This window comes from Bacillus sp. YC2, assembly GCF_019891195.1.
GTDB lineage: Bacteria > Bacillota > Bacilli > Bacillales > Bacillaceae > Bacillus.
In genome coordinates this window covers 138808-164583 of record NZ_JAHXDO010000006.1, presented here as the reverse complement: position 1 = coordinate 164583, position 25776 = coordinate 138808, and the positions used below count along the sequence as shown (strand labels likewise).

The window sequence follows — 25776 nt, the reverse complement described above, 5'->3', positions numbered from 1 at the left end:
TTTTTATAAAGAAAACCGATATCAAATAAGATGGCAAATTAATAAAGCAAGGGGAATTACGATGAAAATCAGATTTAAACTGGGAACCAAAATATTATGTATGGTTCTTTCCATCATACTGTTATTCGCAATAGCAGCAGGAATTGTTTTTTTCAAGGATATGACGGACGGCCTGAAAAAAATGGCCACCGAAAAGGCAAAGGGTGATCTTTCTCTAAGCAGCCGCTATATAGGCGATACAATCAAAGGCGATTGGGTCATTAAGCAAGATAAGCTTTACAAAGGGGACACGTTAATTAATCAAAATGAAGAACTCGTTGATTTGCTCGGTAAAGAAACAGGCGACACCGTTACCATCTTTCAGGGCAGCACCCGCGTCGCAACTAACGTCATGAAAGACGGACAAAGGGCTGTTGGTACAGAAGCAGCTGCCGATGTCACCGAAACCGTACTTAAAAACGGAGAAACATTTTACGGCGAAGCTGACGTCGCAGGGTCTTCCTATCAAACGGCATACCTGCCTTTAAAAGATAAAAACGGCACCACTATCGGAATGCTGTACACAGGTGCAAATCAAAGTGTATTAACATCGCTCACGAAATCTATACTTACGCAAGTTGCTGCCGTTTTAGCTGCAGTTATTATACTGTCTGTCGTTTTGGTCACACTTTTCACCAGAAGAATCAATAAACGTCTGAACCGTTTAAATCTCGCATTTGAAAGTGCCGGAAACGGCGACATGACAAAAGATATATCAGATGAGTCCAGCGATGAATTGGCTGATTTGAGTGTCTCCTACAATAAAATGAGATTGAAGTTAAGCAGCACCATTCAAACCGTCCAGCGCTCGGCGGAACAGCTTGCCTCGTCATCGGAGCAATTATCGGCAGGCGCAGAAGAAACAAATCAGGCCTCAGAAAAAATTACGGAAGCCGTTCAGCAAATTGCAAACCGTTCTGAACAGCAAATGACAAGAATTTCAAGAAATGAAGAGGCAATGGAGCAAACAGCAGGCGATATTCAACAAATGTCGGTATATGCATCAGATATAGCTGATAAAGGCCATTATGCTGAGCAGAAAGCAAAAATTGGCGGTAAAGAGATGGCAAACGCTCAGCAGCAAATGAATACAATTCATCAATCCATCCAAAAAAGCGAGGAAATGCTCCGGCTCCTTGACGGCCGTTCGAAACAAATTGACCAAATTGTCTCGGCCATTACGCAGATTGCAGATCAAACAAATCTGCTTGCACTAAATGCGTCAATTGAGGCTGCAAGAGCCGGAGAACACGGAAAAGGCTTTGCGGTTGTCGCAGATGAGGTCAGGAAGCTCGCGGAGGAATCTCAAAAATCAACCGGCCAAATTTCTGAAGTAATTGCAGAAATTCAGTCTGATATGAAACAATCCTCTCTTTCTATTGAATCCGTAAAAACAGAGGCAGCAGAAGGAGTCAATATGATGCAGCGCATCGGACTCGTTTTCAGCGACATCGTAAACGCTATGGAAGAGATCAGCCTTGGGGTCAACAGCCTTTCAGCTTCTGTGCTAAATATCTCGGCAAGCGCCCAGGAAATAACGGCCTCCTTTACGGCTAATACAGCCGACATTAAAGAGTCTAATTCGAATACGAAGCAAGCGGCTTCATTGGCCGAAGAACAATTTGCTGCTATGGAAGAAATCACGGCTGCGTCAGATACCCTTTCTCATCTTGCGGGTGAGCTTAACGCTATAATAAGTCAATTTAACATTCGGTAGCAACCAGTAATTTCCGCGCACAGCCGCGGGAAAAATCATTTTTAAATCGGTTTTTTCATAGAAAAAATGATTTCCCCGGCCAAATTAGGAGATATCAAACGAATTTGCAGCCGAAAAATATTTTTTCGCTGCTTTACAGCCGGCGGATTCTGATTTATTCTTGGACCAGCTTTACAGCAACTGAAGATTGGAGGTGATTCATTCTCTTGAAAACATTGAAAGCACTGCTGTTTGTTCTCATCATCATTGCCGGAGCAGTCACGGCCCTGATAAAAGGCGATATTTTCTCAGATAACGAGCAGGCCGTTCAGCAAGCAGATTACGATAAAGTGATCAATTTTCCGTCCGAACGATATCCGGAAACAGCAAAGCATATTAAGGACGCGATAAAAGAAGGGTATTCCAGCATATGCACCATTGACAGAGACGGCGTACATAAGCGGCGCGAGCAATCTCTTAAAGATATACCGGTTAAAACGGGATATGATCGAGATGAGTGGCCGATGGCGGTTTGTAAGCAAGGCGGAACAAACGCTTCCGTGGAATATATTTCTCCGGCAGACAACCGGGGAGCCGGCTCTTGGGTGGGGCACCAGCTTACCAATGATCCCGACGGAACGAGAGTTTTGTTTAAGATTAAATAAAAGGCAGGAGGAACAGCCATTGATTAAATCATGGAAACCGCAAGAACTTACCATTTCTTATCATCAATTTACAATCTTCCAAAGAGATTCAGAACCGCCTGTTATTGATTGGACTGATGAAGCAATTGAAAAAGGATATGCGGAAGCTGACGGAGCTGTCTCGTTTGAAGCCCAGAGAAACAAAAAAGTGTTTATTGTGCTGCGGCTTAACTGCAGTGAGCCGGTTCATTCCTATGAGAAAAAAGTGACTGTTCCATTTGAGGCCGTAAAAGAAGGAATTGAGATTGAGAGTATCATGTCAAAACGGCTTTTCTTTGATCTTCCCAAAGGGCAATACATCCTTACCTGTTATTCAGTTCCAGCTGAATCATCAGACCTTCATGCAGATACGTATATTATTGATGCAGCCTCAAAATAAAAAATCCCTGAGAGAAGTCCTCTTCTCTCAGGGCACTCTTTATAAACTTTCGCCGTTTGTTTCGATCACATGCTGATACCAAGAAAAGCTCTTTTTCTTAATGCGTTTCAAATCCTTCTCATTTTCCTCATCACGGTTAATATATACAAAACCGTACCGTTTTTGATAGCCGTTCAGCCAGCTTAATAAATCGGTAAATGACCAGCTGCAGTAACCGACCAGATCCACCCCGTCGCTTATGGCCTGTTTGCACTGTTCAAGATGCGAACGTAAGTAGTCAATTCTGTAATCATCCTGAATTGAGCCGTCTTCTTCTATTTTATCAAATTCACCCAAACCGTTTTCTGTTATAAAAACAGGCAGCTGATAACGGCTCGTAATTCGCCGCAGGCCGATTCGCAGGCCTATCGGGTCAATGGTCCAATCCCAATTGCTTGTCACAAGATTTGGGTTCTTCTTCGTTTTAAACAGCCCCGGTATTCCAGTATCCTGGTTCGTGCCTTTTTGACCCGTCGTGTTTATTTTTCCTTCTGATACACCGTCAAGTGAATTTCTTTCATACGTAATCGTCTGATAATAATTAACTCCGATAAAATCCGGCTTGCCTTTTGCCAAGAGTTCCATATCACCAGTTTCCACCGTCGGTGCCCAGCCTTTTTCCTCTAAATAACGGAAAGGAATTTGAGGATATGTTCCCCAAGAGTACATATCGAGCCACCAATGATTCATAAATTCTTCGGCGTTTTCAAAAGCAGTTATATCCTCCGGGCGGCTGGTAAGCGGATAAGCCGGTGAATAAGCAAAGCTCGGTCCGATTTTGCCGCCGGGCACATATTTTCTAAATGATTCAATAGCTTTAGCATTAGCTAAAAACGCAATATGGTTCGCTTCGTAAAATCGTTTTCTGTCTTTTACTCCCGGCGGATGCATTGCGGTGATAAACCCGTTATGAAAATTGTAATTCTGCTCGTTTAATGTGACCCAGTACTTCACCTTGCCGGCAAATCTTTTGTATAAGGTAATGCAGTATTCATTAAAATCGTCGATTATATTTCTCGATTCAAATCCGCCGTATTCATCCATAAGCGCCTGAGGCAAGTCCCAATGATAAAGCGTCAGGACCGGTTCAATATTTTTAGAAATCAATTCATCTATCAGGTTCTCGTAAAATGCTATTCCGGCCTCGTTAATTTCACCTCTTCCGTTTGGAAAGATTCGTGGCCAGCTGACAGAAAACCGGTAAGCTTTCAGACCCATTTCTGCCATTAATGCGACATCTTCTTTATAACGGTCATAATGGCCGACTGCTGTATCTCCGTTTGAGCCTTTAAACGTTTTACCCTGTATTTTTGTGAAAAGATCCCATACCGAAGGGCCTTTTCCATCTGTGTCCCACGCCCCCTCAACTTGATAGGCAGCAGAAGCTGAGCCCCATAAAAATGTATCAGGGAAAGAGCCTGGTTTTTCGTGAATCATATGTTTCATCCTCCCGATGCGTTTGATACCCATATCATACGTTATGAAACGCGTTTCAGAGCAATCCTCAATTAGAGGTCTGTCATCGTCTCTTCTATCTAACAAGAGAAAAACAAAAACATCCAACGAAAATTGGATGCTCAAGAATGGTGGCGTTTTTCAAGCTTATGCGGGGGAGGTTTCGGTATAAAGCCATTTTGTTTCTTCATGTTAAAGTGTCTGTCCATATGCTGTTTTATATGCTCTGCCTTTTCTTTCGGCAATACACCATACTCTACATACTTGGAAATCACATGTTTGCGTTTTTCCAATATTTCTTTTTCCAGCACTTCTATTTCTTTTTTCTGCTGTTCTGTGAGTGACATGGTTGAAGGCATTTTCGTTTCAGCGGCGTGCGCAGGTATTGAAAAAAACATTGAGGCAATGAATACCGCGATCAACTGTAACGCAGCTTTTTTCATTATCTGTTTCCTCCTTTAGCTGTTTGTCATATGTTGTGCCTTCAACCATTTTTTATACAAAAAAAGAGCGAAAATTTATTCGCTCTTTTCCATCCCTTCTCCAGGCCGTGCGTAAGTGACATACGTTCCGGCCACGAAATCGTGAATTGACCGTTTGTCTTCTCTTATTCCGACCATGAATGCGCTCACGATAGCAGCTAGGCCAAATGTAACTCCGTAAATAAGGCCGCCGACAATCACTCTTAAAATCATGGTGAGAAAACCCGCCTGAGTACCGTCTTTTTTTACAATGCGGATTCCGCAAATCTTTTTGCCGATGGCATATCCATTCCAGTATACAGGCAGCACAATAGAGTAGACTGTCAAAATGACGCTGATCAATGTGCTGTCATTCGGATCTTTTCCTGTTATCAGCATAAAAATGATAGACAAAGGCACTGAAATAATTAAAAAATCGAGCAATACCGCTCCCAATCTGATCCAAAACCCAGCCGGTTTGTAAATATTCATTGTTTCTCCTCACTATGGCTCCAAAATCACTTTGATATTGCCATCTTTCTTTTTGTCAAATATATCATATGCGGCAGGGGCTTCGGCAAGACTCACTTTGTGTGTAATGATATCTGTCGGATCAATTTCTTTTTGTTCAACCATTTGATACAGCAGCGGCATCAGATGTATGACAGGTGCCTGTCCCATTTTTAATGAGACGTTTCGTGTGAAAAAATCACCGATCGGAAAGCCATCCGCTTCAGAAATGTAAGCGCCGGTGAGCTGGACGGTGCCAAACTTCTTTACGGCTTCTGACGCTGTCAGAATCGGGCTGATGGTTCCGAACTGATTCGGTTTTTGGTCTGCATTTTCCTTTGCAAGCGGTGTGCCGTCCATACCGACACAGTCTATAACGACATCGGCGCCGCCTGAAGTTTGTTCATGAAGCAGCTTTCCGATTTCATCATGTTCTGCGAAATTGTATGTCTCCACTCCGTTTGTGCGTTTCGCATGTTCAAGGCGATGCGGGACTTGGTCGACAGCGATTACCCGCTTTGCTCCCTTTTTCCAGGCAAATTTTTGCGCCATTAAACCGATCGGCCCGGAGCCAAGAATAATCACCGTGTCACCTTTTTTCACCCCGCCGTGCTGAACACTCCAAAAGGCTGTCGGCATAACATCTGACAAAAACAGCACCTGTTCATCTTCAAGTTCGCTTTCTGCCGGTACAAGAAAGGAAGAAAAATCGGCATAAGGAACACGTAAATATTCAGCCTGACCGCCGGGGAAATTCCCGTTAAACTCAGAGAAGCCGAATAAGCCGCCGGCATCCGTGTGGGGATTGGGGTTTGACTCATCACATTGGCTTTCCATTTGATGCTTGCAATAAAAGCATTCCCCGCAGCCTATATTAAAAGGGATCACGACGCGGTCACCTTTTTTCAGTTTTTGCACCTGGCTTCCCGTTTCTTCCACAATTCCCATCGGTTCGTGACCGACGATATACCCCGGATCGGCAGGTATTCCGTTTTTATACAAGTGAAGGTCTGATCCGCAGATTCCCGTTGCGGTGATGCGGACGATGACATCTCTTTCATCTTGAATTTCGGGCGCAGCCACTTCTTTCACTTCCATATGCTCTTTCCCTTGATATGTCAGTGCTTTCATTTGGGTCAGCTCCTTTTTTATCACTCCTTCCCTCTTCACTTTCATTTAAACACGGCCAGTATGTCATTCCGCCCGCTGGATTTCCCATTGAAACGGATCTTCGAGCTGTGACCAGTCTGAATCAAACTCAGATGCCGTAAGCAGACATTGATCCAATTCCTTTGTGATGGCTTCTTGATCTAAATCCGTTCCGATAAAGACCAGATTGGTATGGCGATCACCGAATTGAGGGTCCCAGTCATCCATGATCTGCGGTTCTTGCTGTTTGATCTGCTCCTGCTCAAGCCTCGGCATAGCGGCCACCCAATAGGAAACAGGTTCTATTGAGACCGCCGGACCCGCTTGAGACATAAGCAGTGCCAAGCTGTTGTGTGTCGCGCACCAGGCAATTCCCTTGGCCCGCACTATGTTTTCAGGCATCGATTGGTGAATCCAGTTGTCAAAACGCACGGTATGAAATGGCAGCCGCCGTGAATACACAAACGAAGTGATGCCGTACTCTTCGGTTTCAGGGGTATGTTCTGCATGGCCTGCCGTCAGCTCCTTGATCCATCCCGCTGATGAGCTCGCTTCCTCAAACTGAAATAAACCGGTATTCAAAATGTCATCAGCAGCAATCTCCCCGCGGACGGAGCGGATCAGCTTTGCCCGGGGCTGCAATGCACGGAGAACGATTTCAAGCTGATCAAGCTCTTTTTCGCCCACCATGTCGCATTTATTTAGAATGAGCACATCGCAAAACTCTATTTGGTCAATCAATAAGTCCGCAATCTCCCGTTCATCCTCATCCCCGGCTGCTTCTTTACGGTCTAAGAGGCTGTCACCAGATTGGAAATCATGCCAGAAACGATTGGCATCAACCACCGTCACCATTGTGTCTAATTCACAAAATTTCGTAAGATCAATGCCCATTTCTTCATCTATGTAAGAAAATGTTTGGGCGACAGGGATCGGTTCGCTGATTCCCGTGGATTCAATCACGATATAATCAAATCGTCCGTCCTTTGCCAGTTTTTCAACTTCTATCAGTAAATCCTCACGCAGCGTGCAGCAGATGCAGCCGTTGGATAATTCTACGAGTTTTTCATCCGTTCGGGATAAGCCGCCTCCCTGCTTTACCAAGCCGGCGTCTATGTTCACCTCGCTCATGTCATTGACAATGACGGCAATTTTTAAGCCGTCGCGATTTTGTAATATATGATTCAAAATAGTGGTCTTTCCAGCACCTAGATAGCCGCTCAATACCGTAACCGGAATTTTTTTCATGAATGTATCCTCCTTATAAAATAGAATCATTACGATTTATTTTTCATGTTCCGCCCGAATCTGCATCATGATAAATCGTAATCATTACTGTTTATTTTGCTGTATGATCCGTCTGAAATCAAGAAAAAATTATAAATCACAAAAAAAAGACACGATGAAAAACGTGTCTTCCGTTTCAAAACTAAACATCCGCAGGGCTGCTTTCAGCGCTATCTCTCCAGTAATAGCCTGCGGTCAGGACAAGCGCAAACGCAAGCAATGCGATACAGGAAAAAGAGATAAAACCGATAGCATACGTACCTGTCATCTGTTTCAATGATCCTAAAATATTCGGCAGGAAAAAACCTCCTATTCCTCCGGCAGACCCGACGATTCCCGTCACCATTCCAATTTCTTTTCTGAAGCGCTGCGGGACAAGCTGAAACACCGCTCCGTTGCCCATTCCGAGCCCCATCATTCCGAAAAACAAAAGAATGATGACCATTGAAAGCGGCGGCAGGCTGCTGACCCCCGCCATACATAGGGCCACGATGACAAATAGTACAGCGAGAACTTTAGCACCTCCAACTCGATCCGAAATCCAGCCCCCTGCAGGGCGAAAAAAACTCCCCGCTGCTACGCATACTGTAACGAAATCACCTGCGTGAATTTTTGACAGCTGGTATTGATCGACGAAAAAAATCGCTAAAAAACTGGATAACCCTACAAATCCTCCGAATGTGACGCTGTACAAAAGACAGAAATACCAAGTCTCCTTTTGTCTAAACACACGAAGATAGTTTTTAAGCGGCTGCGGCGCGGGCTGTGCAGGAGAATCCTTAGCCATGGCAGCAAACAAAATAAAGACGATGATCAGAGGAAGAAGTGCGATTCCCATCACACTGTGCCACCCGAATTGCTCTGCAAGACGGGGGCCAAACAATGTCGCAAACAAGGTGCCGCTGTTACCGGCGCCCGCTATCCCCATCGCAAGCCCCTGCAAATGAGGCGGGTACCATCGGCTTGCCATCGGAAGCGCAACGGCAAAACTCGCGCCCGCCACGCCAAGCAGAATGCCGATCGCATAAAGCTCAGTCAGCGAACGGCCGCCGAATGTTCCCCAAAGCAGCGGGATCGTCGTTACCAGCATCCCGATTACAGCTGTTTTTTTCGGACCGATCCTGTCCGTTAACACGCCTAAAATGATTCGAAACACAGATCCCGATAAAATCGGCACAGCCACGACAAATCCTTTTTCAAAGGGAGACAGGCCGAAATCCTGAGAAATATAAACACCGAGCGCCCCAAGCATAACCCAAATCATAAAACTCACATCAAAGTATAAAAAGGAGCAGAACAAAGTGAACGGGTGGCCGCTTGTTTTCAGTTCCGACAGCTTCATAACATTCCCCTTTCCCGGCTTCTACAATTTTCAATCTTCTGAACCAAGAATATATGACTGATTTTTGTCGGAAAAGAGATGTGTAAGCTAATGTGACACGTTTAATGCGTTAGCAATGCATTGTGCCATAATTTTTGATAGAAGAAGAAAAACTTATAAGCTGCAGCAAAGGAGGTTTGTAAATGAAGAAACCAAGATTAATTGTAGCAGGAAACGGAATGGCCGGAATTCGCTGTATTGAAAACATTTTAAAGCTTAATCGTGACATGTTTGAGATTGTCATTTTCGGCAGCGAACCGCACCCCAATTACAATCGCATTCTCTTATCCTCCGTTTTACAGGGTGAGGTTTCGCTCGATGACATTACGCTGAACTGCAGCGAATGGTACGCTAATCATGGAATTATGCTTTACACAGGAGAAACGGTCGTTCACATCGATACAGATCAGCAGCATGTCATCACAGATCAAAAACGCAGCATGTCTTACGATAAATTGATCGTGGCAACAGGCTCCTCCCCTCATATTCTCCCCATACCCGGGGCAGACAAAGAAGGTGTATACGGCTTTCGGACAATAGAAGACTGCCGAGCTCTTATCAGCGTGGCCGAACGTTATCAAAAGGCAGCGGTCATCGGTGCCGGTTTATTAGGTCTAGAGGCGGCTGTCGGCTTACGGCATCTCGGAATGGACGTCAGCGTCGTTCACCACTCCTCCGCTATTATGCAGAAACAGCTCGATCAAACAGCGTCTCGTCTGCTGCAAACGGAGCTGGAACGAAAAGGCTTAGCCTTTCTTTTAGAGACAGAAACAGCATCCATTACGGGAAGCTCACGGGCAGACGGTATCCGTTTCGAAGACGGATCTTCAATAAAAGCAGACTTGATTGTGATGGCGGCCGGTGTGAGGCCCAATATCCATTTGGCTGCATCTGCCGGACTCTCCGCGAACCTCGGAATCGTCGTAAATCAATTCATGCAGACGAACAAACCGAATGTGTATGCCGTCGGGGAAGCGCCGAGCATAACGAAATCGTTTACGGATTGGTGACGCCTCTTTATGAACAAGGAAAAGTCCTCGCACAACACATATGCGGCGTTCCATGTGAAGGATTTCAAGGCTCTGCACCATCTGCGGCCTTAAAAATAGCGGGTATTGATGTGTGGTCGGCAGGAAAGGTGCACGAAGAAGAACATACAACAAGCATTAAGTTCCATGATGAACATGCCGGCATTTACAAAAAAGCGCTCTTTGAGGATGATAAACTGGCCGGCGTTATTTTATTCGGAGACACGCGTGATAAACAGCGGCTTCTCGACAGCCTTTTCAAACAAAAAGACATTTCCATTGTGAAAAAGCAGCTCATTGAACCGGATCAAACCGGTATTTCATTTGAATCTATGCCTTCCAATGAAACCATTTGCCAATGCAACTCAGTGACAAAGGGGTTCATTGAAGAAGCGGTGCACACAAAAGACTTAAAAACTGCGGAGGAAGTGAAGCACTGCACAAAAGCGTCCGGCTCTTGCGGAGGATGCAAGCCGCTCGTCGAAGACCTTCTAAAGTACATCGCCGGCAGCGAATATACAAAAACCTCCCGCCAGCCTTCATTTTGCGGCTGCACTGATTTGACGGAAAATGAAGTCATCGCCGAACTGCGGCGCCGTCCATTCACTGATTCGGCCGAGGTGATGAAAGTAACTGGCTGGAAAACAAAAAATGGCTGCCAAGTTTGTATTCCGGCGCTTCAATATTATCTGGAAATGCTGCAGCCCGGCTTTATTCAATCCCGTGAACCATCGGCAGAAGATACATACACCCTTATTCCCCAAATTTACGGCGGACTGACAAATGCACAGGAGCTCAGAAACATCGCAGACATCATCGAGACATACGGCATCCCTGATGTTTCAATTACTCACAACCACAGACTGAAGCTTTCCGGAATCCAACCAAATGACCTTGCGAACATCAAAAAAGAACTGCACATGCCGTCTTTTTCCCATCAGCACCGCCGCACAATACAAAGTGTCAAAGCATGTACGTGCGGGCAAAATCTCTCCTTTCAAGAGCTGGCAAGCCATATTGAAAGACATTCTGACATGCTTGCGATGCCCGATCACGTATCCATCAGCTTGTCCTGTAAAAAAGACTGCACTGATGCTTTTCTTCAGGATATCGGCGCCATTCAGACACAAACTTGCTGGGACATTTACATCGGCGGCGTCCGTGGACGTCACGCCCGTGCCGGCAGTCTTTTTTGTGTTACGGATAACGAAGACAGTACTGGCGCTATGATAAAAGGCCTTATTCAATATTATCGTGAAACGGCTCATTATGCCGAAGAGATTCATCAGTGGATTGACCGCCTCGGCATCATTCATATCAGAGAGGTGCTATTTGAAGAGGATATGCGGACGCAGCTTCTGGAAAATCTCCAATCAGACCTTTCCCTGATTCAAAACCTGCCTATACTTTAAACATATATAAGAAAGGATGAGGCTTTTTGACTGAACGACTGCTTAGTTATTTCCGCAAAAGACAGCAAGACGTCCAATCGGAAAAAACATACGACACCCAATGTCCGTTTTGCAGCATGCAATGCAAAATGCAGCTTGCGGAACAAACCAACGTCACACGGAAAAAGTATACTGTAATCGGCATCGACAATCCTACGACACAAGGCCGTTTATGCGTGAAAGGCATGAACGCCCATCAGCATGCCCTGCACTCCTCCCGTATTACACGGCCGCTGCTCAAAAAAAACGGCGAATTTGTGCCAGTTTCCTGGACTGAAGCGCTGAACCATATTAAGAAACAAGTCATTCTGATCCAAAACAAACACGGCAGAGACGCGATGGCTGTCTACGGAAGCGCCTCAGTTACGAATGAAGAGGCATATCTGTTAGGAAAGTTTGCACGAGTCGGCTTACAGACAAAATACATCGATTACAACGGACGGCTCTGTATGTCCGCTGCAGCAACCGCCGCCAACCAAACATTCGGCGCAGACAGAGGTTTGACGAACCCGTTATCGGACATTCCCCATACCCGTGTCATCATCCTGGCCGGCACCAATATCGCGGAATGCCAGCCGACAATTATGCCGTATTTTGATAAAGCGAAAGAAAACGGGGCTTACATCATTGCCATTGACCCCCGGGAAACAGCGACAACGAAAATAGCCGACCTCCATCTTAAAATCAGGCCCGGCACAGACGCCGCCCTTGCAAACGGTTTAGTCAAAATTTGCATAGACGAACAGCTTATAGATAAAGACTTCATTCGCACCCGCACAAACGGATTTGAAAAGCTCAAACAGCATACCGACGCTTTGAATCTGGAAGAGATCGCCGAGCAGACAAGTATTCCTCTGGAGCACTTGCGAAAGGCCGCCGTGAAGTTTGCCAAGGAAACGTCCGGCATGCTGTTTACAGCCCGGGGCATTGAACAGCAAACCGACGGAACAGATGCAGTGAAAGGTTTCTTAAATATGGTTCTGATCACGGGGAAAATCGGCAAGCCTTTCTCGGGATATGGGGCGATCACCGGACAAGGCAACGGACAAGGTGCCAGAGAGCATGGCCAAAAAGCCGATCAGCTTCCGGGCTACCGTTCTATCGAAAACGAAGAACACCGGGCGCATATTGCGAAAGTGTGGGGAATTCATCAGGATGAACTGCCGCGAAAAGGCGTCTCAGCCTATGAAATGGTGGAAAAAATCAATGACGGCGATATCAAAGGACTGTTTCTCATGTGCTCCAATCCTGCGGTCTCCAGCCCAAATGCGAATTTCGTAAAAAAGGCTTTAAGAAAACTGACATTCTTTGTCGCAATCGACTTATTTATTTCGGAGACTGCGAAATTCGCAGATGTGATTTTACCCGCCTCCTCTTATTTAGAAGACGAAGGCACCATGACAAACGTTGAAGGCCGCGTAACATTAAGAGAAGCGAGCCGGACCTGTCCCGGAGAAGCAAAACATGATTGGCAGATCATTTGTGAAATTGCCTCGGCTCTTGGAAAAGGACAATATTTTTCCTATACGTCAGCGGAGGAAATCTTTAACGAACTGAGAGAAGCCAGCCGCGGCGGAATCGCCGATTATTCCGGGATCACTTATGACAGGCTCAGACGAGAAGGCGGCATTTACTGGCCGTGTCCGGAACTAAAGCGTCCCGGAACCGATCGCCTGTTTGAGGCATCTTTTGCCCATTTGGATCAAAAAGCTAAATTAAGCGTGATTCCAAACGAACCGGCTGTCCCAAAAGAGAAGCCGAGCGCTGAATATCCGCTGTATTTAACGACGGGCAGGGTTATGTCTCATTACTTAACGGGTGTCCAAACGAGAAAAAGCGCGGCCCTGGCCGCAAGACATTTTGAATCGTTTGTAGAAATCCATCCAAAAACAGCCGCTGCCTATAATATTGATGACCGTGTTCTCGTGAAAGTAGAATCCCCCCGCGGAAGCATCACGGTTCGGAGCAAATGGTCGGAGCAAATAAGAAGAGATACAGTGTTTGTTCCCATCCACTGGGCTGACGCTCAAAACGTCAATGATTTAATTGGTGAAGCGTTAGATCCGGCCTGTAAAATGCCCGGTTTTAAGGTGTGCGCCGTCCGAATCAGTCCTGTTTAACTTTTCATAAATTTTTTAAAATTTTTTGTATTTTTTGTTACATTTTATAACATGCATCTTAAATATCTTTTTTTGCTGTGCTACGCTAAAAAAAACATTGATAAGGAGCGGATCATCTGATGGGGAAAAAACAGCTAGTCCTTGTTGGGAATGGTATGGCCGGAGTAAGGGCAATTGAAGAAATACTGCATGTTTCAAAAGACGAATTCCAGATCACGATATTTGGTTCAGAACCTCATCCCAACTATAACCGAATCCTTCTGTCAAAAGTGCTGCAAGGCGACACAAATATTAAAGACATTACCTTAAATGATTGGAACTGGTACGAAGAAAACAATATTCAATTGTATACAAACGAAACAGCGGTCAAAGTAGATACAGTAAACAAAACCGTTATCACGGATAAAGACAGAATCCAGCCTTATGATGAATTGATTATGGCTACCGGCTCCGTCCCTTTTATCCTTCCGATTCCGGGCGCAGACAAAAAAGGCGTTACGGCTTTCCGGGACATAAAAGATACAGACACGATGCTCGCCGCGTCAAAACAATATAAAAAAGCAGCCGTCATCGGCGGAGGACTGCTCGGTTTGGAAGCCGCCCGGGGATTGCTGAATCTCGGCATGGACGTGTCCGTCATCCACCTCGCTCCATTCCTGATGGAACGCCAGCTGGATGCAACGGCAGGGCGCCTGCTGCAAAACGAATTAGAAAAACAAGGAATGACCTTTTTACTTGAAAAGCAGACCGAAGAGATTGTAGGCGATGGCCGTGTCGAAGGCGTCCGATTCAAAGACGGAACAAGCATCGAAGCTGATTTAGTCGTCATGGCCGTCGGCATCCGCCCAAATACACAGCTTGGCACAGAAAGCGGCATTCCAGTCAACCGCGGAATCATTGTCAACGACTATATGCAAACTGAAATCCCGCACATTTACGCGGTCGGCGAATGCGCTGAGCACCGCGGGATCGCATACGGACTCGTGGCGCCGCTCTATGAACAGGCAAAAGTGCTGGCAAAGCACATTTGCGGCATCAACACAAAACCGTATGAAGGCTCCGTACTCTCCACTCAGTTAAAGGTATCAGGCGTCGAGGTCTTCTCCGCCGGTGACTTTGATGAATCAGCGGACAAAAAAGCGATTAAAGTATTCGATGAGCAGGACGGCATCTATAAAAAAATCGTCCTGAGAGGCAATCAAATTGTCGGTGCTGTTTTATTCGGTGACAGCAGTGAGGGCAATCGCCTGTTTTCCATGATTCAAAAAGAAGCTGATATCTCAGAAACCTCCAAAATATCAATCTTACAGCCTCTCAGCCAAGAAGCAGGCACAAGCATGACCGCAGCGATGAGCGATGATGAAATCATCTGCGGCTGCAACGGCGTGTCAAAAGGCGACATAATTCAAGCCATACAGGAAAAGGGCTGCTCGTCAACGGACGAAATCAAAGCATGCACCGGTGCATCCCGTTCATGCGGAGGCTGTAAGCCGCTCGTAGAAGAAATCCTCCAGCATACACTCGGATCAGACTTTGATGCGTCAGCGCAAAAAGAAGCGATTTGCGGCTGCACTTCATTGACGAGAGACGAAGTTGTAGAAGAAATCAAAGCCAAAGGGCTGTCACATACAAGAGAAGTGATGAACGTGCTCGGCTGGAAGACGCCAGAAGGATGTTCCAAATGCCGGCCGGCTCTTAACTACTACTTAGGCATGATCAATCCGGCCAAATACGAGGATGACAGAACATCCCGGTTTGTTAATGAACGAATGCACGCCAATATCCAAAAAGACGGAACCTACTCTGTCGTACCGCGGATGTACGGCGGTGTGACCAACTCTCAAGATCTCCGTAAGATCGCCGATGTCGTCGATAAATATGAGATCCCGCTCGTTAAAATGACAGGAGGCCAGAGAATTGACTTGATCGGCGTAAAAAAAGAAGATCTTCCAAAGGTATGGGCCGAGCTTGATATGCCGTCAGGCTACGCGTACGGAAAAACACTGCGCACGGTAAAAACCTGTGTAGGCGAACAATTCTGCCGCTTCGGCACGCAAGACTCTATGGCTTTAGGCATTGCTCTTGAGAAAAAATTCGAAGGACTCAATACGCCTCATAAAGTGAAAATGGCCGTGTCTGCCTGCCCGCGAAATTGTGCAGAGTCCGGCATTAAAGACCTTGGCGTTGTCGGCATCGACGGAGGCTGGGAGCTTTATGTCGGCGGAAATGGCGGAACTCATCTGCGTGCCGGTGATTTGCTGATGAAGGTGAAAACTAATGAAGAAGTCTTAGAATACGCAGGCGCTTACCTTCAATACTACCGGGAAACCGCAAACTACTTAGAACGCACGTCCGCATGGCTGGAACGCGTCGGTTTATCCCATGTCCAATCCGTATTAAACGACCCGGAAAAGCGGCAGGAACTGAACAACAGAATAAATGAAACATTGTCTGTCCACAAAGATCCATGGAACTACTTCCTCAAAAATAAACAAGCCTCAAAAGATTTATTTGAAAATGTCGTGACCACTTCATAAGGACAGGAACAAACATTAGGAGGGAATGGACATGGTCAATAAAGACGTCACAAAGGTATGCGTAGGTAACATAAATGAATTACCTGAAAAATTAGGAAAAACAGTATATATTGAAGATAAAGAGCTTGCGGTTTTTAAGCTTTCTAATGGAAGCATCCGCGCTATCGAAAACCGCTGTCCCCATAAAGGGGGCGTCCTGGCAGAAGGTATCGTCAGCGGAGAATACGTCTTCTGCCCGATGCACGACTGGAAAATCTCCTTAGAAGACGGAAACGTTCAAGAACCGGATCATGGCTGTGTCAAAACATACGAAACGCTGATCGAAGGAGAACATGTTTATCTCATATATTGATCAAAAACCGGATCACTTTTTCAAGTGGTCCTTCATTTTTCAAAGTGACGGAAGGATGACGCGGTCATGAAAAACGGAATCGTATATTTTGTCGGTGCCGGGCCTGGAGATCCAGGGCTGATCACCGTAAAAGGAAAACAGGCTCTGGAGAAAGCGGATGTCATTTTGTATGACCGGCTCGCAAACCCAAAGCTTCTCGAATACGCATCACCCGACTGCCGGTTCATTTATTGCGGAAAGCTGCCGGACCGCCATTTTATGAAACAAGCAGAGATTAATGCCCTGCTGATTGAAAAAGCGGCGGAAGGATTAACCGTTGTCCGATTGAAGGGCGGGGATCCAAGTGTGTTTGGCAGAGTCGGCGAAGAAGCAGACGCTCTTCAGCAGCACGGCATCCGCTATGAAATGGTGCCTGGCATCACCTCAGGAATCGCAGCGCCGCTATACGCGGGAATGCCCGTCACGCACAGGGATTTCGCTTCGTCCTTCGCCATGATTACCGCCCATGATAAATCATTAAAAGGCAAGCCGAATCTTGACTGGGAAGGGCTTGCCCGAAGCGTTCAAACGCTTGTATTTTACATGGGCATTAAAAACCTGTCATTTATTTGCCAGCAGCTTATCGCGTACGGAAAATCCCCTTCCATCCCCGTCATCGTGATTCAGTGGGGAACGTGGGGCCGGCAGCGGAGCGTGAAAGGAACACTTCAGGATATCCATCACAAAGTGCAGAAACAGCAAATCACAAACCCTGCGATTATCGTCATTGGAGATATCGTCAACTTTCAAACACAGAGCTGGTTTGAAAGCAAACCGCTCATCGGCCGCCACATGATGGTTGTCACTCATGGCGAAGATGAAGATACGCTGGCTGACAAGCTGCGCGATTCCGGTGCCGATGTCATCGAATGGCCGAAATGGCGGACTGAAAACATGCCTGTCAATGAAGAGATCCTTCAAAAGATCGGCACCTTTGAAGACATTTTTTTCACATCGCGACGTGCGGTTTGTGAATTTTTCCAAGATCTAGCTTTTAAGAAAATCGACATCCGCCAGCTGACAGCCCGACTGAGTGCGGCATCTGAACATGCAGAGACGGAGCTTAAAAAACGAGGCTTTCTCGTCTCCGCCATTCAGTCCGATTCAGAAAAACGTCTTGTTGTCGGGAGCCGTCATTCAGCAGAAACCTTGCAGACGCAAAAGTACTGCTCGTTTTATATCACCCATGAAAACGTCATAGATGACCGGTTTACCCGCATGATTCAGCGAACCATCAGTGAATCTCCGCTGCACATGATCATTTGCCCGAGCAAACCGTCCGTTCAGCAATTGATCAGCGCAGGCGAACAAATTGGCATTTCGCCGGAACCGACAGAAAGCCGCCCTCCAATCGTCTGCATAGGCGATGACTCAACTGCCGGCGTTTATGGATTCACAGCTGTCCAAAAACAGGATGAATTGTTTGCTTTCATTCAGAATCAACAGGCGGAAAAAAAGCTCCTTCACAGCTGATTGCAAGCAGCCCTTTCCTTAAGGGCTGTTTTATTTATGCACCAATTTTTTGTGATGGGTTGAATACATCGCCATATTCTCAGCCTTAGGGTCCAAATAAGCCTTCGCACTGTTGACCGCTGTCGGGCCTTCCGTAAAGCCGCCGGCGATCAATCTCAGCTTGCTTTCATAAAAAGCCGCGTCGCCCGCCACAAACACACCCGGAAGATTCGTCCGCATATGTCTGTCAGCTTTCACCCTGCCTTCTTCAATCTCAAGGCCCCACTCCTTCATCGGGCCGAGATCAATTTTGAACCCGTGATTAATGATCAGCTCATCAACGTCTATTTCTTCCCTCTGGCCAGACGCAGTATGGCAAACGGTCACGCTTTGGATGCGCTCCTCATCTCCGCTCAGATGCTCCAGATGATAAGGCGTGAGAACCCGCACCGATGACTGCTTCATTTTCGTCACGCTGCTTTCCATTCCGCCGAATTCCTCGCGGCGATGAACGACAGTCACAGACGCCGCAATCGGTTCCAGCTCATTAGCCCAATCGACAGCAGTATCTCCGCCGCCTGAAATCACCACACGCTTCCCTTTAAACGCATCAAGCTTCTCCACTCCATAATGAAGATTTTTGCCCGCGTACCGGGCTGCATCCTCGCTGTCAAACTCATTGACCTCAAGCGTGCCCATGCCGCAAGCCAAAATCACAGTTCTTGTATAGTGCTTTTCCCCTTCAGAACCTGTCAGTACAATAGTGCCGTCATTCAAGCGTTCAAATCCGGTCACGCGCTGATTCAGCACGATGTCAGGATCAAACGTCACCGCCTGCTCCTTCAGCTGCTCGATCAGCTGTTTTCCCGCAATCCCCGGTATTCCGCCGATATCGCGAATGATTTTCTCAGGAAAGAATAGAGATACCTTCCCTCCGAGCCGCGGCAAAAACTCGATCACTTTTGTTTTCAGCTCCCGCATCCCGCAGTAAAAAGCCGTAAACAGCCCGATCGGCCCTCCGCCTATAATCGTGACGTCATATACCTCTTGATTCTCAGCCATCCGTCCTGCCTCCCGTTCCCATCTATATCAAAAACTTTAATTGAGAATGAATATCAATACAAAGTATATCATATTTGAGAAGCCTGTGTTTATTCATTTCTTCCCCTTGTGGTCAATTGTTGAAAACCCTATAATAGGCAGAAAAACAAATGGGAGAAACAGATGAATAGACGAGTCGAAACGGTCACTCTCGAACGACATATACTAGAATGTTACAGGCAAGGGCGTCCTTGTCTTGTCATGCATGAGCGGGCATTCAACACGCCTTCAAGGTCCGGTTACGGACGAACGTCAAAAGAGATTGGAAACAAGCAGTGCCTTTTTTCTGGTATTATAAGAGGCAGTTCAACATAAGCGGAGGTTTTATTGTGACAGCACAATCATCTTTTCTTCAGCTGAATTCTATTTTTATCAGCATTTTAATAGAAGCCATTCCGTTTATTCTGATTGGCGTCATTCTTTCCGGAATCATTCAAATGTTTGTTTCTGAAGAAATGATAGCGGGGATCATGCCGAAAAACCGCTTTCTCGCCGTTTTGTTCGGTGCGCTGGCCGGCATTTTATTTCCCGCCTGCGAATGCGGCATTATCCCGATTACAAGGCGGCTTCTGTTAAAAGGGGTTCCCCTGCATGCGGGCGTTGCTTTCATGCTGACTGCGCCCATTATTAATCCTATCGTTTTATTTTCTACTTATATTGCGTTCGGGAATCGATGGAGCGTCGTCTTGTACCGGGGCGGACTGGCGCTGGCCGTTTCGGTGATCATTGGGATTATATTATCCTATCAGTTTAAGGATAACCAGCTTTTACAGCCTGATGAACCGGGGCATCACCACCATCGTCACACCCTGCTTCAAAAGCTGGGAGGGACCTTGCGCCACGCCATTGATGAATTTTTCTCCGTGGGGAAATATTTAATCATCGGCGCCTTTATCGCGGCTGCGATGCAGACGTATGTCAAAACATCCACTCTGCTTGCGATCGGGCAGAATGATGTATCCTCTTCCCTTGTGATGATGGGTCTTGCGTTTGTCTTGTCGCTTTGTTCAGAAGTTGATGCATTTATCGCGTCTTCCTTCAGCAGCACATTTTCATTAGGATCGTTAATCGCCTTTCTCGTCTTCGGTGCGATGGTAGATATTAAGAATCTATTGATGATGCTTGCGGCCTTCAAAAAACGATTTGTTTTCCTGCTGATTACATACATTGTCGTGATTGTCTTAGCGGGATCACTACTGGTAAAGGGGTGATCGGATGTTTCGTCTATTGGTGCTGATGGGATTTACGTTTTTCTTTTATCATCTGCATGCCTCAGGAAATCTGACAAAATATATCAATATGAAATATGCCTATCTTTCCTTTATTGCGATCTTCCTGCTGGCCATTCTGACCGCCGTCCAAGCATATCTATTTATCAAGTCGCCTGAAAAAGACGGGGATCACCATGACCATGATTGCGGGTGCGGCCATGATCACGAGCATGACCATGAACAAAACAAGCCATTTTATCAGCGTTATTTGTTTTATGTTGTTTTTCTTTTCCCTTTGGTGTCAGGCATCTTCTTCCCGATTGCGACGCTTGACTCATCCATTGTCAAAACAAAAGGGTTCTCGTTTAAGGCGATGGAGAGCGGAGATCATTACTCCCAAACCCAGTATTTGCGGCCTGATGCGAGCCTTTATTACGCCCAAGACAGCTATGACAAACAGATGAAACAGCTGTTTAATAAGTATTCCGGCAAGAAAGAGATTTCACTGACCGATGACGATTTCCTAAAAGGAATGGAAACGATTTATAACTATCCGGGTGAATTTCTCGGACGGACGATTGAATTTCATGGATTTGCTTACAAAGGAAACGCCATTAACAAAAACCAGCTCTTCGTGTTGAGGTTTGGCATCATTCACTGTATCGCTGATTCCGGCGTGTACGGGATGCTTGTGGAGTTTCCGAAGAACATGAACATCAAGGATGATGAATGGATTCATATTAAGGGCACTTTGGCCTCAGAATATTACCAGCCATTCAAATCAACTCTCCCTGTTGTGAAAGTAACCGACTGGAACACTATTAAAAAACCTGATGATCCGTATGTGTACAGAGGATTTTAATTGAAGACGAAACCAGTACGAGTACTGGTTTCTTTTTATTGCTTTTTCATAAGCATGATATCAAGGTACAGCTGGCACCTTGTTCTGAAGTCGCTTAAATTAATCGATGTCATGTCAAGAATCTGTTTGATACGGTAGTTCAGTGTATTTTGATGAATAAAAAGCTGTTCTGCGGCTGGTTTTGTTTTGCAGTTATTGAGGAGATAGATTTCCAATGTTTTCAGCAGTTCAGTACTGCTTTCTCTGTCCTTTGCTTTTAATAAAGCCAAATCATGGTTTACATATTCAAGGGAGGCGTTTTTTTCTTCGATGCTTTCAAGATAGCGATAAATACCGAGTTTGCTGTATTCGTACGGGATATTTTCCTGGTTTCCGGTAATCTCAGCGGCTTTTATCACTTCAAGCGCTTCTATATAGCTTTTACCGAGCTTCAGGATGCTGTTGTACTCGTTGCCGATTCCGATATAGATGGGGGTGGGAATCTTCTGAAAGTGAAAGTGAGTTAACAGCTTATGGATGAATTCAGATGCTGCCGAGGCGTCGGAGCTTTTTTGTGAAAAGCTTGCAACGACAATGACAATATTTGATTCGATCGTTAATACGTGGCTGACTTTATCACGCAAATTCAAGTACGATCTGATATTTTCCTTTAAATCTTCGACTGCTTCCCCATCCCCATTGGCGGCATGCAGGACGACAATTGAAAAAACCGAAGGCAGCACGGTATTGATCATTTCAGCTTCCCGTCTGAGTTCCTTTTCAGAGGAGAATTGCTGAAAGATTGCCCGTTTTACCAGGTCCTCTGCTTTTTCTTCCTTTTCCTGTTTCAGTTTGTTCGTTTTATAAATGATTTTCCCGACATGGAAGGAGGTCTCGTACAAAAAGTCGAGCTCTTCATCCGTCAGATTGCGGTCAAGCTCCTGAATCCAGATGTAGCCCATGACTTCCCCTTTGTGCTTTGCACTCACGACCACCCTCTGGTTTAACCCAATGCTTTCAATTTTGTTGACGCGAAAAGGCTCAGGCTCTGTTTTCAGTTTTTCAATAATTCCGTCCTTCAGAAACCTCTCAAAAATCTGCACCGGACATTTTTTCGAAAAAATAGTTTGCTGGTTAGCGGAGTCAAAATGATTAATATAATAAGAATTATAGGCAAGCAAAAAGAAATCCGCACTTTCCAGAATTACCGGCTTCTGCAATTCATAACTGATGAAATCAATTAATTTATCAATGTCCGTAAATGAAAAAACTCTCTCTAAAAGCTCTTCCATACTTATTTCTCCTATGCTTTTTCTTTAATCATACTCTGCGCGGCGACTTTTTGTATAGAAAAAAATTCATGTATTACCAAAACAAAAAAATCAGGCCGCCTCCATTGTGAAAAGAGGAAAAAGGGGCTGTCCCTTCTTCCTCTCGTTACTTACTGTTATTGTGAAAGTGTATCACGGTACTCATGAAACTGATCTGTGACATCTTTTGACGGAGCCTGTGTCAATAAGCTGACGACAAATACAGCGGCGAGACTTGCAGCAAAGCCCGGAATGATTTCATACAGAAAGTCCGAAAGACCGGCATTCGCCCAAATGATTACGGTAATCGCTCCCACAATCATGCCGGCGAGTGCCCCCCATTTAGTCATCCGTTTCCAAAATAAACTGAGCAGTATAACCGGCCCGAATGAAGCGCCGAAACCTGCCCAAGCATAGCTGACAAGCCCGAGTATCGTATTGTTTTTCTCCCAAGCGAGCACTAAAGCGATGATTGACACCGCAAGCACTGCCATACGCCCCAAAAATACCAGTTCCTTATCAGATGCTGAACGTCTGAACATCGATTTATACAAATCCTCTACTAAAGAGCTGGATGTGACGAGCAGCTGAGACGAAATCGTACTCATAATAGCCGCTAAAATCGCGGAAATGAGAAATCCCGTAATGATTGGGTGGAACAAAATATTGCCAAGCTGAATAAAAATTGTTTCCGGGTCATCCAGCTTCATGCCGCGCTGGTGATAATACGCGAGTCCCGCAAGACCCGTAAACAGCGCGCCGATTGCAGACAGAATCATCCATCCCATTCCGATTCGTCTGGCACGTTTGATTTCTTTAACAGACGTGATCGCCATAAATCGCACAATAATATGCGGCTGCCCAAAATAGCCGAGCCCCCACGCAAATAAAGAAATAATGCCTAATACGCTTGTTCCTTTGAATATATTGAACAGCTCCGGATTGACGGAACGGATATCGGTCACGGTTTCTGCCGGACCGCCCGTGTGAAAAATTGTCACAATCGGTACGAGAATAAGAGCCGCAAACATAATAATGCCTTGGACAAAGTCCGTCCAGCTTACAGCCAGAAAGCCTCCAAACAAGGTGTACGCGACAACCACGCCCGTTACCACCCATAAACCCGTATGGTATTGCAACCCTAAAATGCTGTTAAATAAGACGCCTCCGGATACCATGCCGGATGACACATAAAATGTGAAAAAGACGAGAATCACAAGACCCGAAAACAGTCTGAGAAGCTTCGTATGATCCCCGAAACGATTCTCCAGGAATCCCGGAATAGTAATGGAATTTCCCGCTTTTTCGGTATACGTCCTTAACCTTGGAGCCACGTACAGCCAATTCGCCCAAGCGCCGAGCACAAGCCCGATTGCAATCCAGGCACCGCTTAAACCGGTGGAGAACATAGCTCCCGGCAGCCCCATTAAGAGCCATCCGCTCATATCCGCCGCTCCCGCGCTGAGCGCTGTGACGGCAGGTCCTAAAGAACGTCCTCCGAGCATGTAATCCGTCAGATTCGACGTCCGTTTATAGGCGTAATAACCGATAAACAGCATGCCCGCCATATAAATACAAATGGATATAATCAACTGAATGTTTGCTATGGCATTTCCTCCTCCGTTTTTGGTATTTATGGATAAAATGGGCACCCCCGCGAGGAGGATGCCCATTCAGTCCCGCTTTAAAACATTTCGCTGATTGTTTTCGCCTGCATATGAAGGGCCAAGTAATCCGGTCCGCCTGCTTTTGAGTCCGTGCCGGACATTTTGAAGCCGCCAAACGGATGGTAACCGACAATCGCTCCCGTACAGTTGCGGTTGAAATACAGGTTGCCCACATGGAACTCCTGTTTGGCACGTTCAATATGCTTGCGGTTGTTTGTGATCACCGCTCCTGTCAGACCGTATTCGGTATTGTTGGCTACCTCTAATGCCTCGTCAAAATCAGAGACCTTTGAGAAAGCGACGACAGGCCCGAAGATTTCTTCCTGCATTAATCTCGCTTTCGGATCAAGGTCAGCGAAGATTGTCGGCTTGATAAAGTAGCCTTTTGAATCATCGCCGGTTCCGCCGCTCACTAAACGGCCTTCCTCTTTACCGATTTCAATATAGCTCATAATTTTATCATAAGAGCCTTGATCAATAACAGGTCCCATATACACATCAGCGCTGTCAGGGCTTGCTGTTACCTTTGATTCCGTGATTTCGATCACGCGCTCTAAGACTTGATCATACACTTTTTCATGGACAACTGCACGTGAACCCGCAGAACATTTTTGGCCCGCAAATCCGAATGCTGATGTGAAGATTGATTGTGCAGCCAATTCAATATCCGCATCCTCGTCAACGACAACAGTGTCTTTACCGCCCATTTCAGCGATAACGCGCTTTAAATGCTGCTGTCCAGGCTGTACTTTCGCCGCGCGTTCGAAGATTCTTGTTCCGACTTCACGTGATCCCGTAAACGTGATGAGGCTTGTTTTCGGATGGTCGACGAGATAGTCGCCCACTTCGGCTCCGCTTCCCGGCACAAAGTTCACGACGCCTTTCGGAAGGCCGGATTCTTCGAGCACTTCTACGAATTTTGCGGCGATGACAGGCGTCGCACTCGCAGGCTTGAGAACGACCGTATTCCCTGTTACGATCGGTGCCACTGTCGTTCCCGCCATAATCGCAAATAGGAAGTTCCACGGCGGAATGACAACCGTTACGCCGGTCGGTGTGTAAACGTATTGGTTTTTCTCGCCTTCGCGGCTGTTGACCGGCTTGCCTTTTGCCAGTTCAACCATTTGGCGGGCGTAGTATTCCATAAAGTCGATGGCTTCCGCCGTATCAGCATCAGCTTCATTCCAAGGCTTTCCGGCCTCTTTCACAAGAAGGGCGGAGAATTCGTGTTTTCTGCGGCGGACTTTTGCGGCAGCGCGGAATAGAACGGCCGCTCTTTCTTCAGGAGAAGTATATCTCCATTCCTCAAACGCTTTTGCCGCAGCTTCGATCGCCTGCTCCGCATGCTCTTGAGACGCTTTGGACACTCTGCCGACGACTTCTTCTTTGTTTGCAGGGTTAATGGATACGATTTTTGCTTCCGTCTCGACTTTTTCTCCGTTGATCACAAGCGGATAATCTTTTCCTAAATATTCACTTACTGTTGCAAGCGCTTTCTTGAATTCTTCAACGTTGGATTGATCTTGGAAATTAGTGAATGGTTCGTGTTTGTAAGGTGTAGTCATTG

At 46.1% G+C, this 25776-nt stretch carries 19 protein-coding genes and 2 pseudogenes; 11 read left to right on the top strand and 10 right to left on the bottom strand.

Annotated elements, in window-relative coordinates; genetic code table 11:
• Positions 1–61 precede the first annotated feature (61 nt).
• The 3 genes from KY305_RS12135 (at position 62) to KY305_RS12125 (ending at position 2818) form a co-directional block, all read left to right on the top strand.
• Complete coding sequence (locus KY305_RS12135; RefSeq protein WP_223062745.1) at positions 62–1756, top strand: methyl-accepting chemotaxis protein; 1695 nt, start codon at positions 62–64, stop codon at positions 1754–1756.
• A gap of 206 nt (positions 1757–1962) precedes the next feature.
• Positions 1963–2400 carry a NucA/NucB deoxyribonuclease domain-containing protein gene (locus KY305_RS12130; protein ID WP_214800635.1) on the top strand — a complete coding sequence of 146 codons (438 nt, stop codon included), beginning with the start codon at positions 1963–1965 and terminating at the stop codon, positions 2398–2400.
• A gap of 19 nt (positions 2401–2419) precedes the next feature.
• Entirely contained in the window at positions 2420–2818 is a 399-nt protein-coding gene (locus KY305_RS12125) for a competence protein ComJ (RefSeq protein WP_223062744.1), read from the top strand.
• Positions 2819–2857: 39 nt separating this feature from the next.
• On the opposite strand, the gene KY305_RS12120 is transcribed toward KY305_RS12125, so the two are convergent.
• From KY305_RS12120 to KY305_RS12095, 6 genes are all read right to left on the bottom strand, one after another.
• Positions 2858–4294: a glycoside hydrolase family 1 protein gene (locus KY305_RS12120; RefSeq protein WP_223062743.1), complete on the bottom strand. Its 1437-nt coding sequence runs from the start codon at positions 4292–4294 to the stop codon at positions 2858–2860.
• 140 nt (positions 4295–4434) lie between these two features.
• Positions 4435–4755: a YckD family protein gene (locus tag KY305_RS12115; RefSeq protein ID WP_223062742.1), complete on the bottom strand. Its 321-nt coding sequence runs from the start codon at positions 4753–4755 to the stop codon at positions 4435–4437.
• Positions 4756–4830: 75 nt separating this feature from the next.
• Complete coding sequence (locus tag KY305_RS12110; protein WP_223062741.1) at positions 4831–5265, bottom strand: RDD family protein; 435 nt, start codon at positions 5263–5265, stop codon at positions 4831–4833.
• A gap of 12 nt (positions 5266–5277) precedes the next feature.
• The gene (locus KY305_RS12105; RefSeq protein WP_223062740.1) at positions 5278–6414 is read right to left on the bottom strand and encodes a zinc-dependent alcohol dehydrogenase; all 1137 of its coding nucleotides are present in this window, start codon (positions 6412–6414) and stop codon (positions 5278–5280) included.
• Between the two features lie 63 nt (positions 6415–6477).
• On the bottom strand, positions 6478–7680 hold the full coding sequence (locus tag KY305_RS12100; protein WP_223062739.1) for a GTP-binding protein: 1203 nt from the start codon (positions 7678–7680) through the stop codon (positions 6478–6480).
• Between the two features lie 181 nt (positions 7681–7861).
• Positions 7862–9061, bottom strand: a complete 1200-nt coding sequence (locus tag KY305_RS12095) for an MFS transporter (RefSeq protein ID WP_223062738.1) — start codon at positions 9059–9061, stop codon at positions 7862–7864.
• Between the two features lie 182 nt (positions 9062–9243).
• Here KY305_RS12095 and nirB point away from each other — a divergent pair.
• The 5 genes and pseudogenes from nirB to cobA all read left to right on the top strand — a co-directional run bounded on the left by nirB (position 9244) and on the right by cobA (position 18100).
• Positions 9244–11560: pseudogene (nirB, locus tag KY305_RS12090) on the top strand (nitrite reductase large subunit NirB).
• Positions 11561–11566: 6 nt separating this feature from the next.
• Complete coding sequence (gene nasC / locus KY305_RS12085) at positions 11567–13699, top strand: assimilatory nitrate reductase catalytic subunit NasC (protein WP_223062737.1); 2133 nt, start codon at positions 11567–11569, stop codon at positions 13697–13699.
• Between the two features lie 119 nt (positions 13700–13818).
• Positions 13819–16236, top strand: coding sequence for an NADPH-nitrite reductase (nasD, locus tag KY305_RS12080; protein WP_223062736.1), 2418 nt, complete (start codon positions 13819–13821; stop codon positions 16234–16236).
• A gap of 31 nt (positions 16237–16267) precedes the next feature.
• A complete protein-coding gene (nirD, locus tag KY305_RS12075) occupies positions 16268–16588 on the top strand; it encodes a nitrite reductase small subunit NirD (RefSeq protein WP_223062735.1) in 321 nt (106 codons plus the stop codon).
• Between the two features lie 66 nt (positions 16589–16654).
• Positions 16655–18100 carry a uroporphyrinogen-III C-methyltransferase gene (gene cobA / locus KY305_RS12070; RefSeq protein WP_223062734.1) on the top strand — a complete coding sequence of 482 codons (1446 nt, stop codon included), beginning with the start codon at positions 16655–16657 and terminating at the stop codon, positions 18098–18100.
• Between the two features lie 30 nt (positions 18101–18130).
• On the opposite strand, the gene ffoR is transcribed toward cobA, so the two are convergent.
• The gene (gene ffoR, locus KY305_RS12065) at positions 18131–19141 is read right to left on the bottom strand and encodes a ferredoxin--NADP(+) reductase (RefSeq protein ID WP_223062733.1); all 1011 of its coding nucleotides are present in this window, start codon (positions 19139–19141) and stop codon (positions 18131–18133) included.
• Between the two features lie 162 nt (positions 19142–19303).
• Here ffoR and KY305_RS20355 point away from each other — a divergent pair.
• The 3 genes and pseudogenes from KY305_RS20355 to KY305_RS12055 all read left to right on the top strand — a co-directional run.
• Positions 19304–19447 (top strand): annotated as a pseudogene (locus KY305_RS20355) (alpha/beta fold hydrolase); the annotation flags it as partial.
• A 62-nt stretch (positions 19448–19509) separates the two neighbouring features.
• The gene (locus KY305_RS12060) at positions 19510–20391 is read left to right on the top strand and encodes a permease (RefSeq protein ID WP_223062732.1); all 882 of its coding nucleotides are present in this window, start codon (positions 19510–19512) and stop codon (positions 20389–20391) included.
• A gap of 4 nt (positions 20392–20395) precedes the next feature.
• Entirely contained in the window at positions 20396–21253 is an 858-nt protein-coding gene (locus KY305_RS12055; protein WP_223062731.1) for a TIGR03943 family putative permease subunit, read from the top strand.
• A 35-nt stretch (positions 21254–21288) separates the two neighbouring features.
• Here the strand turns inward: KY305_RS12055 and putR are convergent, their stop codons facing one another.
• The 3 genes from putR to pruA form a co-directional block, all read right to left on the bottom strand.
• Positions 21289–22524, bottom strand: coding sequence for a proline utilization transcriptional regulator PutR (putR, locus tag KY305_RS12050; RefSeq protein ID WP_223062730.1), 1236 nt, complete (start codon positions 22522–22524; stop codon positions 21289–21291).
• Between the two features lie 155 nt (positions 22525–22679).
• A complete protein-coding gene (putP, locus tag KY305_RS12045) occupies positions 22680–24134 on the bottom strand; it encodes a sodium/proline symporter PutP (protein WP_223062791.1) in 1455 nt (484 codons plus the stop codon).
• 92 nt (positions 24135–24226) lie between these two features.
• Positions 24227–25774 (bottom strand): L-glutamate gamma-semialdehyde dehydrogenase, encoded by a 1548-nt coding sequence (gene pruA / locus KY305_RS12040; protein WP_214800618.1) that lies wholly within the window; start codon positions 25772–25774, stop codon positions 24227–24229.
• Positions 25775–25776: the final 2 nt, after the last annotated feature.

Bases quoted from the DNA above. Each gene is read 5' to 3' on its own strand.
- KY305_RS12055 (WP_223062731.1), top strand. From the start codon at position 20,396: ATGTTTCGTCTATTGGTGCTGATGGGATTTACGTTTTTCTTTTATCAT.
- cobA (WP_223062734.1), top strand. From the start codon at position 16,655: ATGAAAAACGGAATCGTATATTTTGTCGGTGCCGGGCCTGGAGATCCA.
- ffoR (WP_223062733.1), bottom strand. From the start codon at position 19,141: ATGGCTGAGAATCAAGAGGTATATGACGTCACGATTATAGGCGGAGGG.
- pruA (WP_214800618.1), bottom strand. From the start codon at position 25,774: ATGACTACACCTTACAAACACGAACCATTCACTAATTTCCAAGATCAA.
- nirD (WP_223062735.1), top strand. From the start codon at position 16,268: ATGGTCAATAAAGACGTCACAAAGGTATGCGTAGGTAACATAAATGAA.
- KY305_RS12115 (WP_223062742.1), bottom strand. From the start codon at position 4,755: ATGAAAAAAGCTGCGTTACAGTTGATCGCGGTATTCATTGCCTCAATG.
- KY305_RS12135 (WP_223062745.1), top strand. From the start codon at position 62: ATGAAAATCAGATTTAAACTGGGAACCAAAATATTATGTATGGTTCTT.
- putR (WP_223062730.1), bottom strand. From the start codon at position 22,524: ATGGAAGAGCTTTTAGAGAGAGTTTTTTCATTTACGGACATTGATAAA.
- KY305_RS12095 (WP_223062738.1), bottom strand. From the start codon at position 9,061: ATGAAGCTGTCGGAACTGAAAACAAGCGGCCACCCGTTCACTTTGTTC.
- KY305_RS12105 (WP_223062740.1), bottom strand. From the start codon at position 6,414: ATGAAAGCACTGACATATCAAGGGAAAGAGCATATGGAAGTGAAAGAA.
- KY305_RS12120 (WP_223062743.1), bottom strand. From the start codon at position 4,294: ATGATTCACGAAAAACCAGGCTCTTTCCCTGATACATTTTTATGGGGC.
- KY305_RS12110 (WP_223062741.1), bottom strand. From the start codon at position 5,265: ATGAATATTTACAAACCGGCTGGGTTTTGGATCAGATTGGGAGCGGTA.
- KY305_RS12100 (WP_223062739.1), bottom strand. From the start codon at position 7,680: ATGAAAAAAATTCCGGTTACGGTATTGAGCGGCTATCTAGGTGCTGGA.
- nasD (WP_223062736.1), top strand. From the start codon at position 13,819: ATGGGGAAAAAACAGCTAGTCCTTGTTGGGAATGGTATGGCCGGAGTA.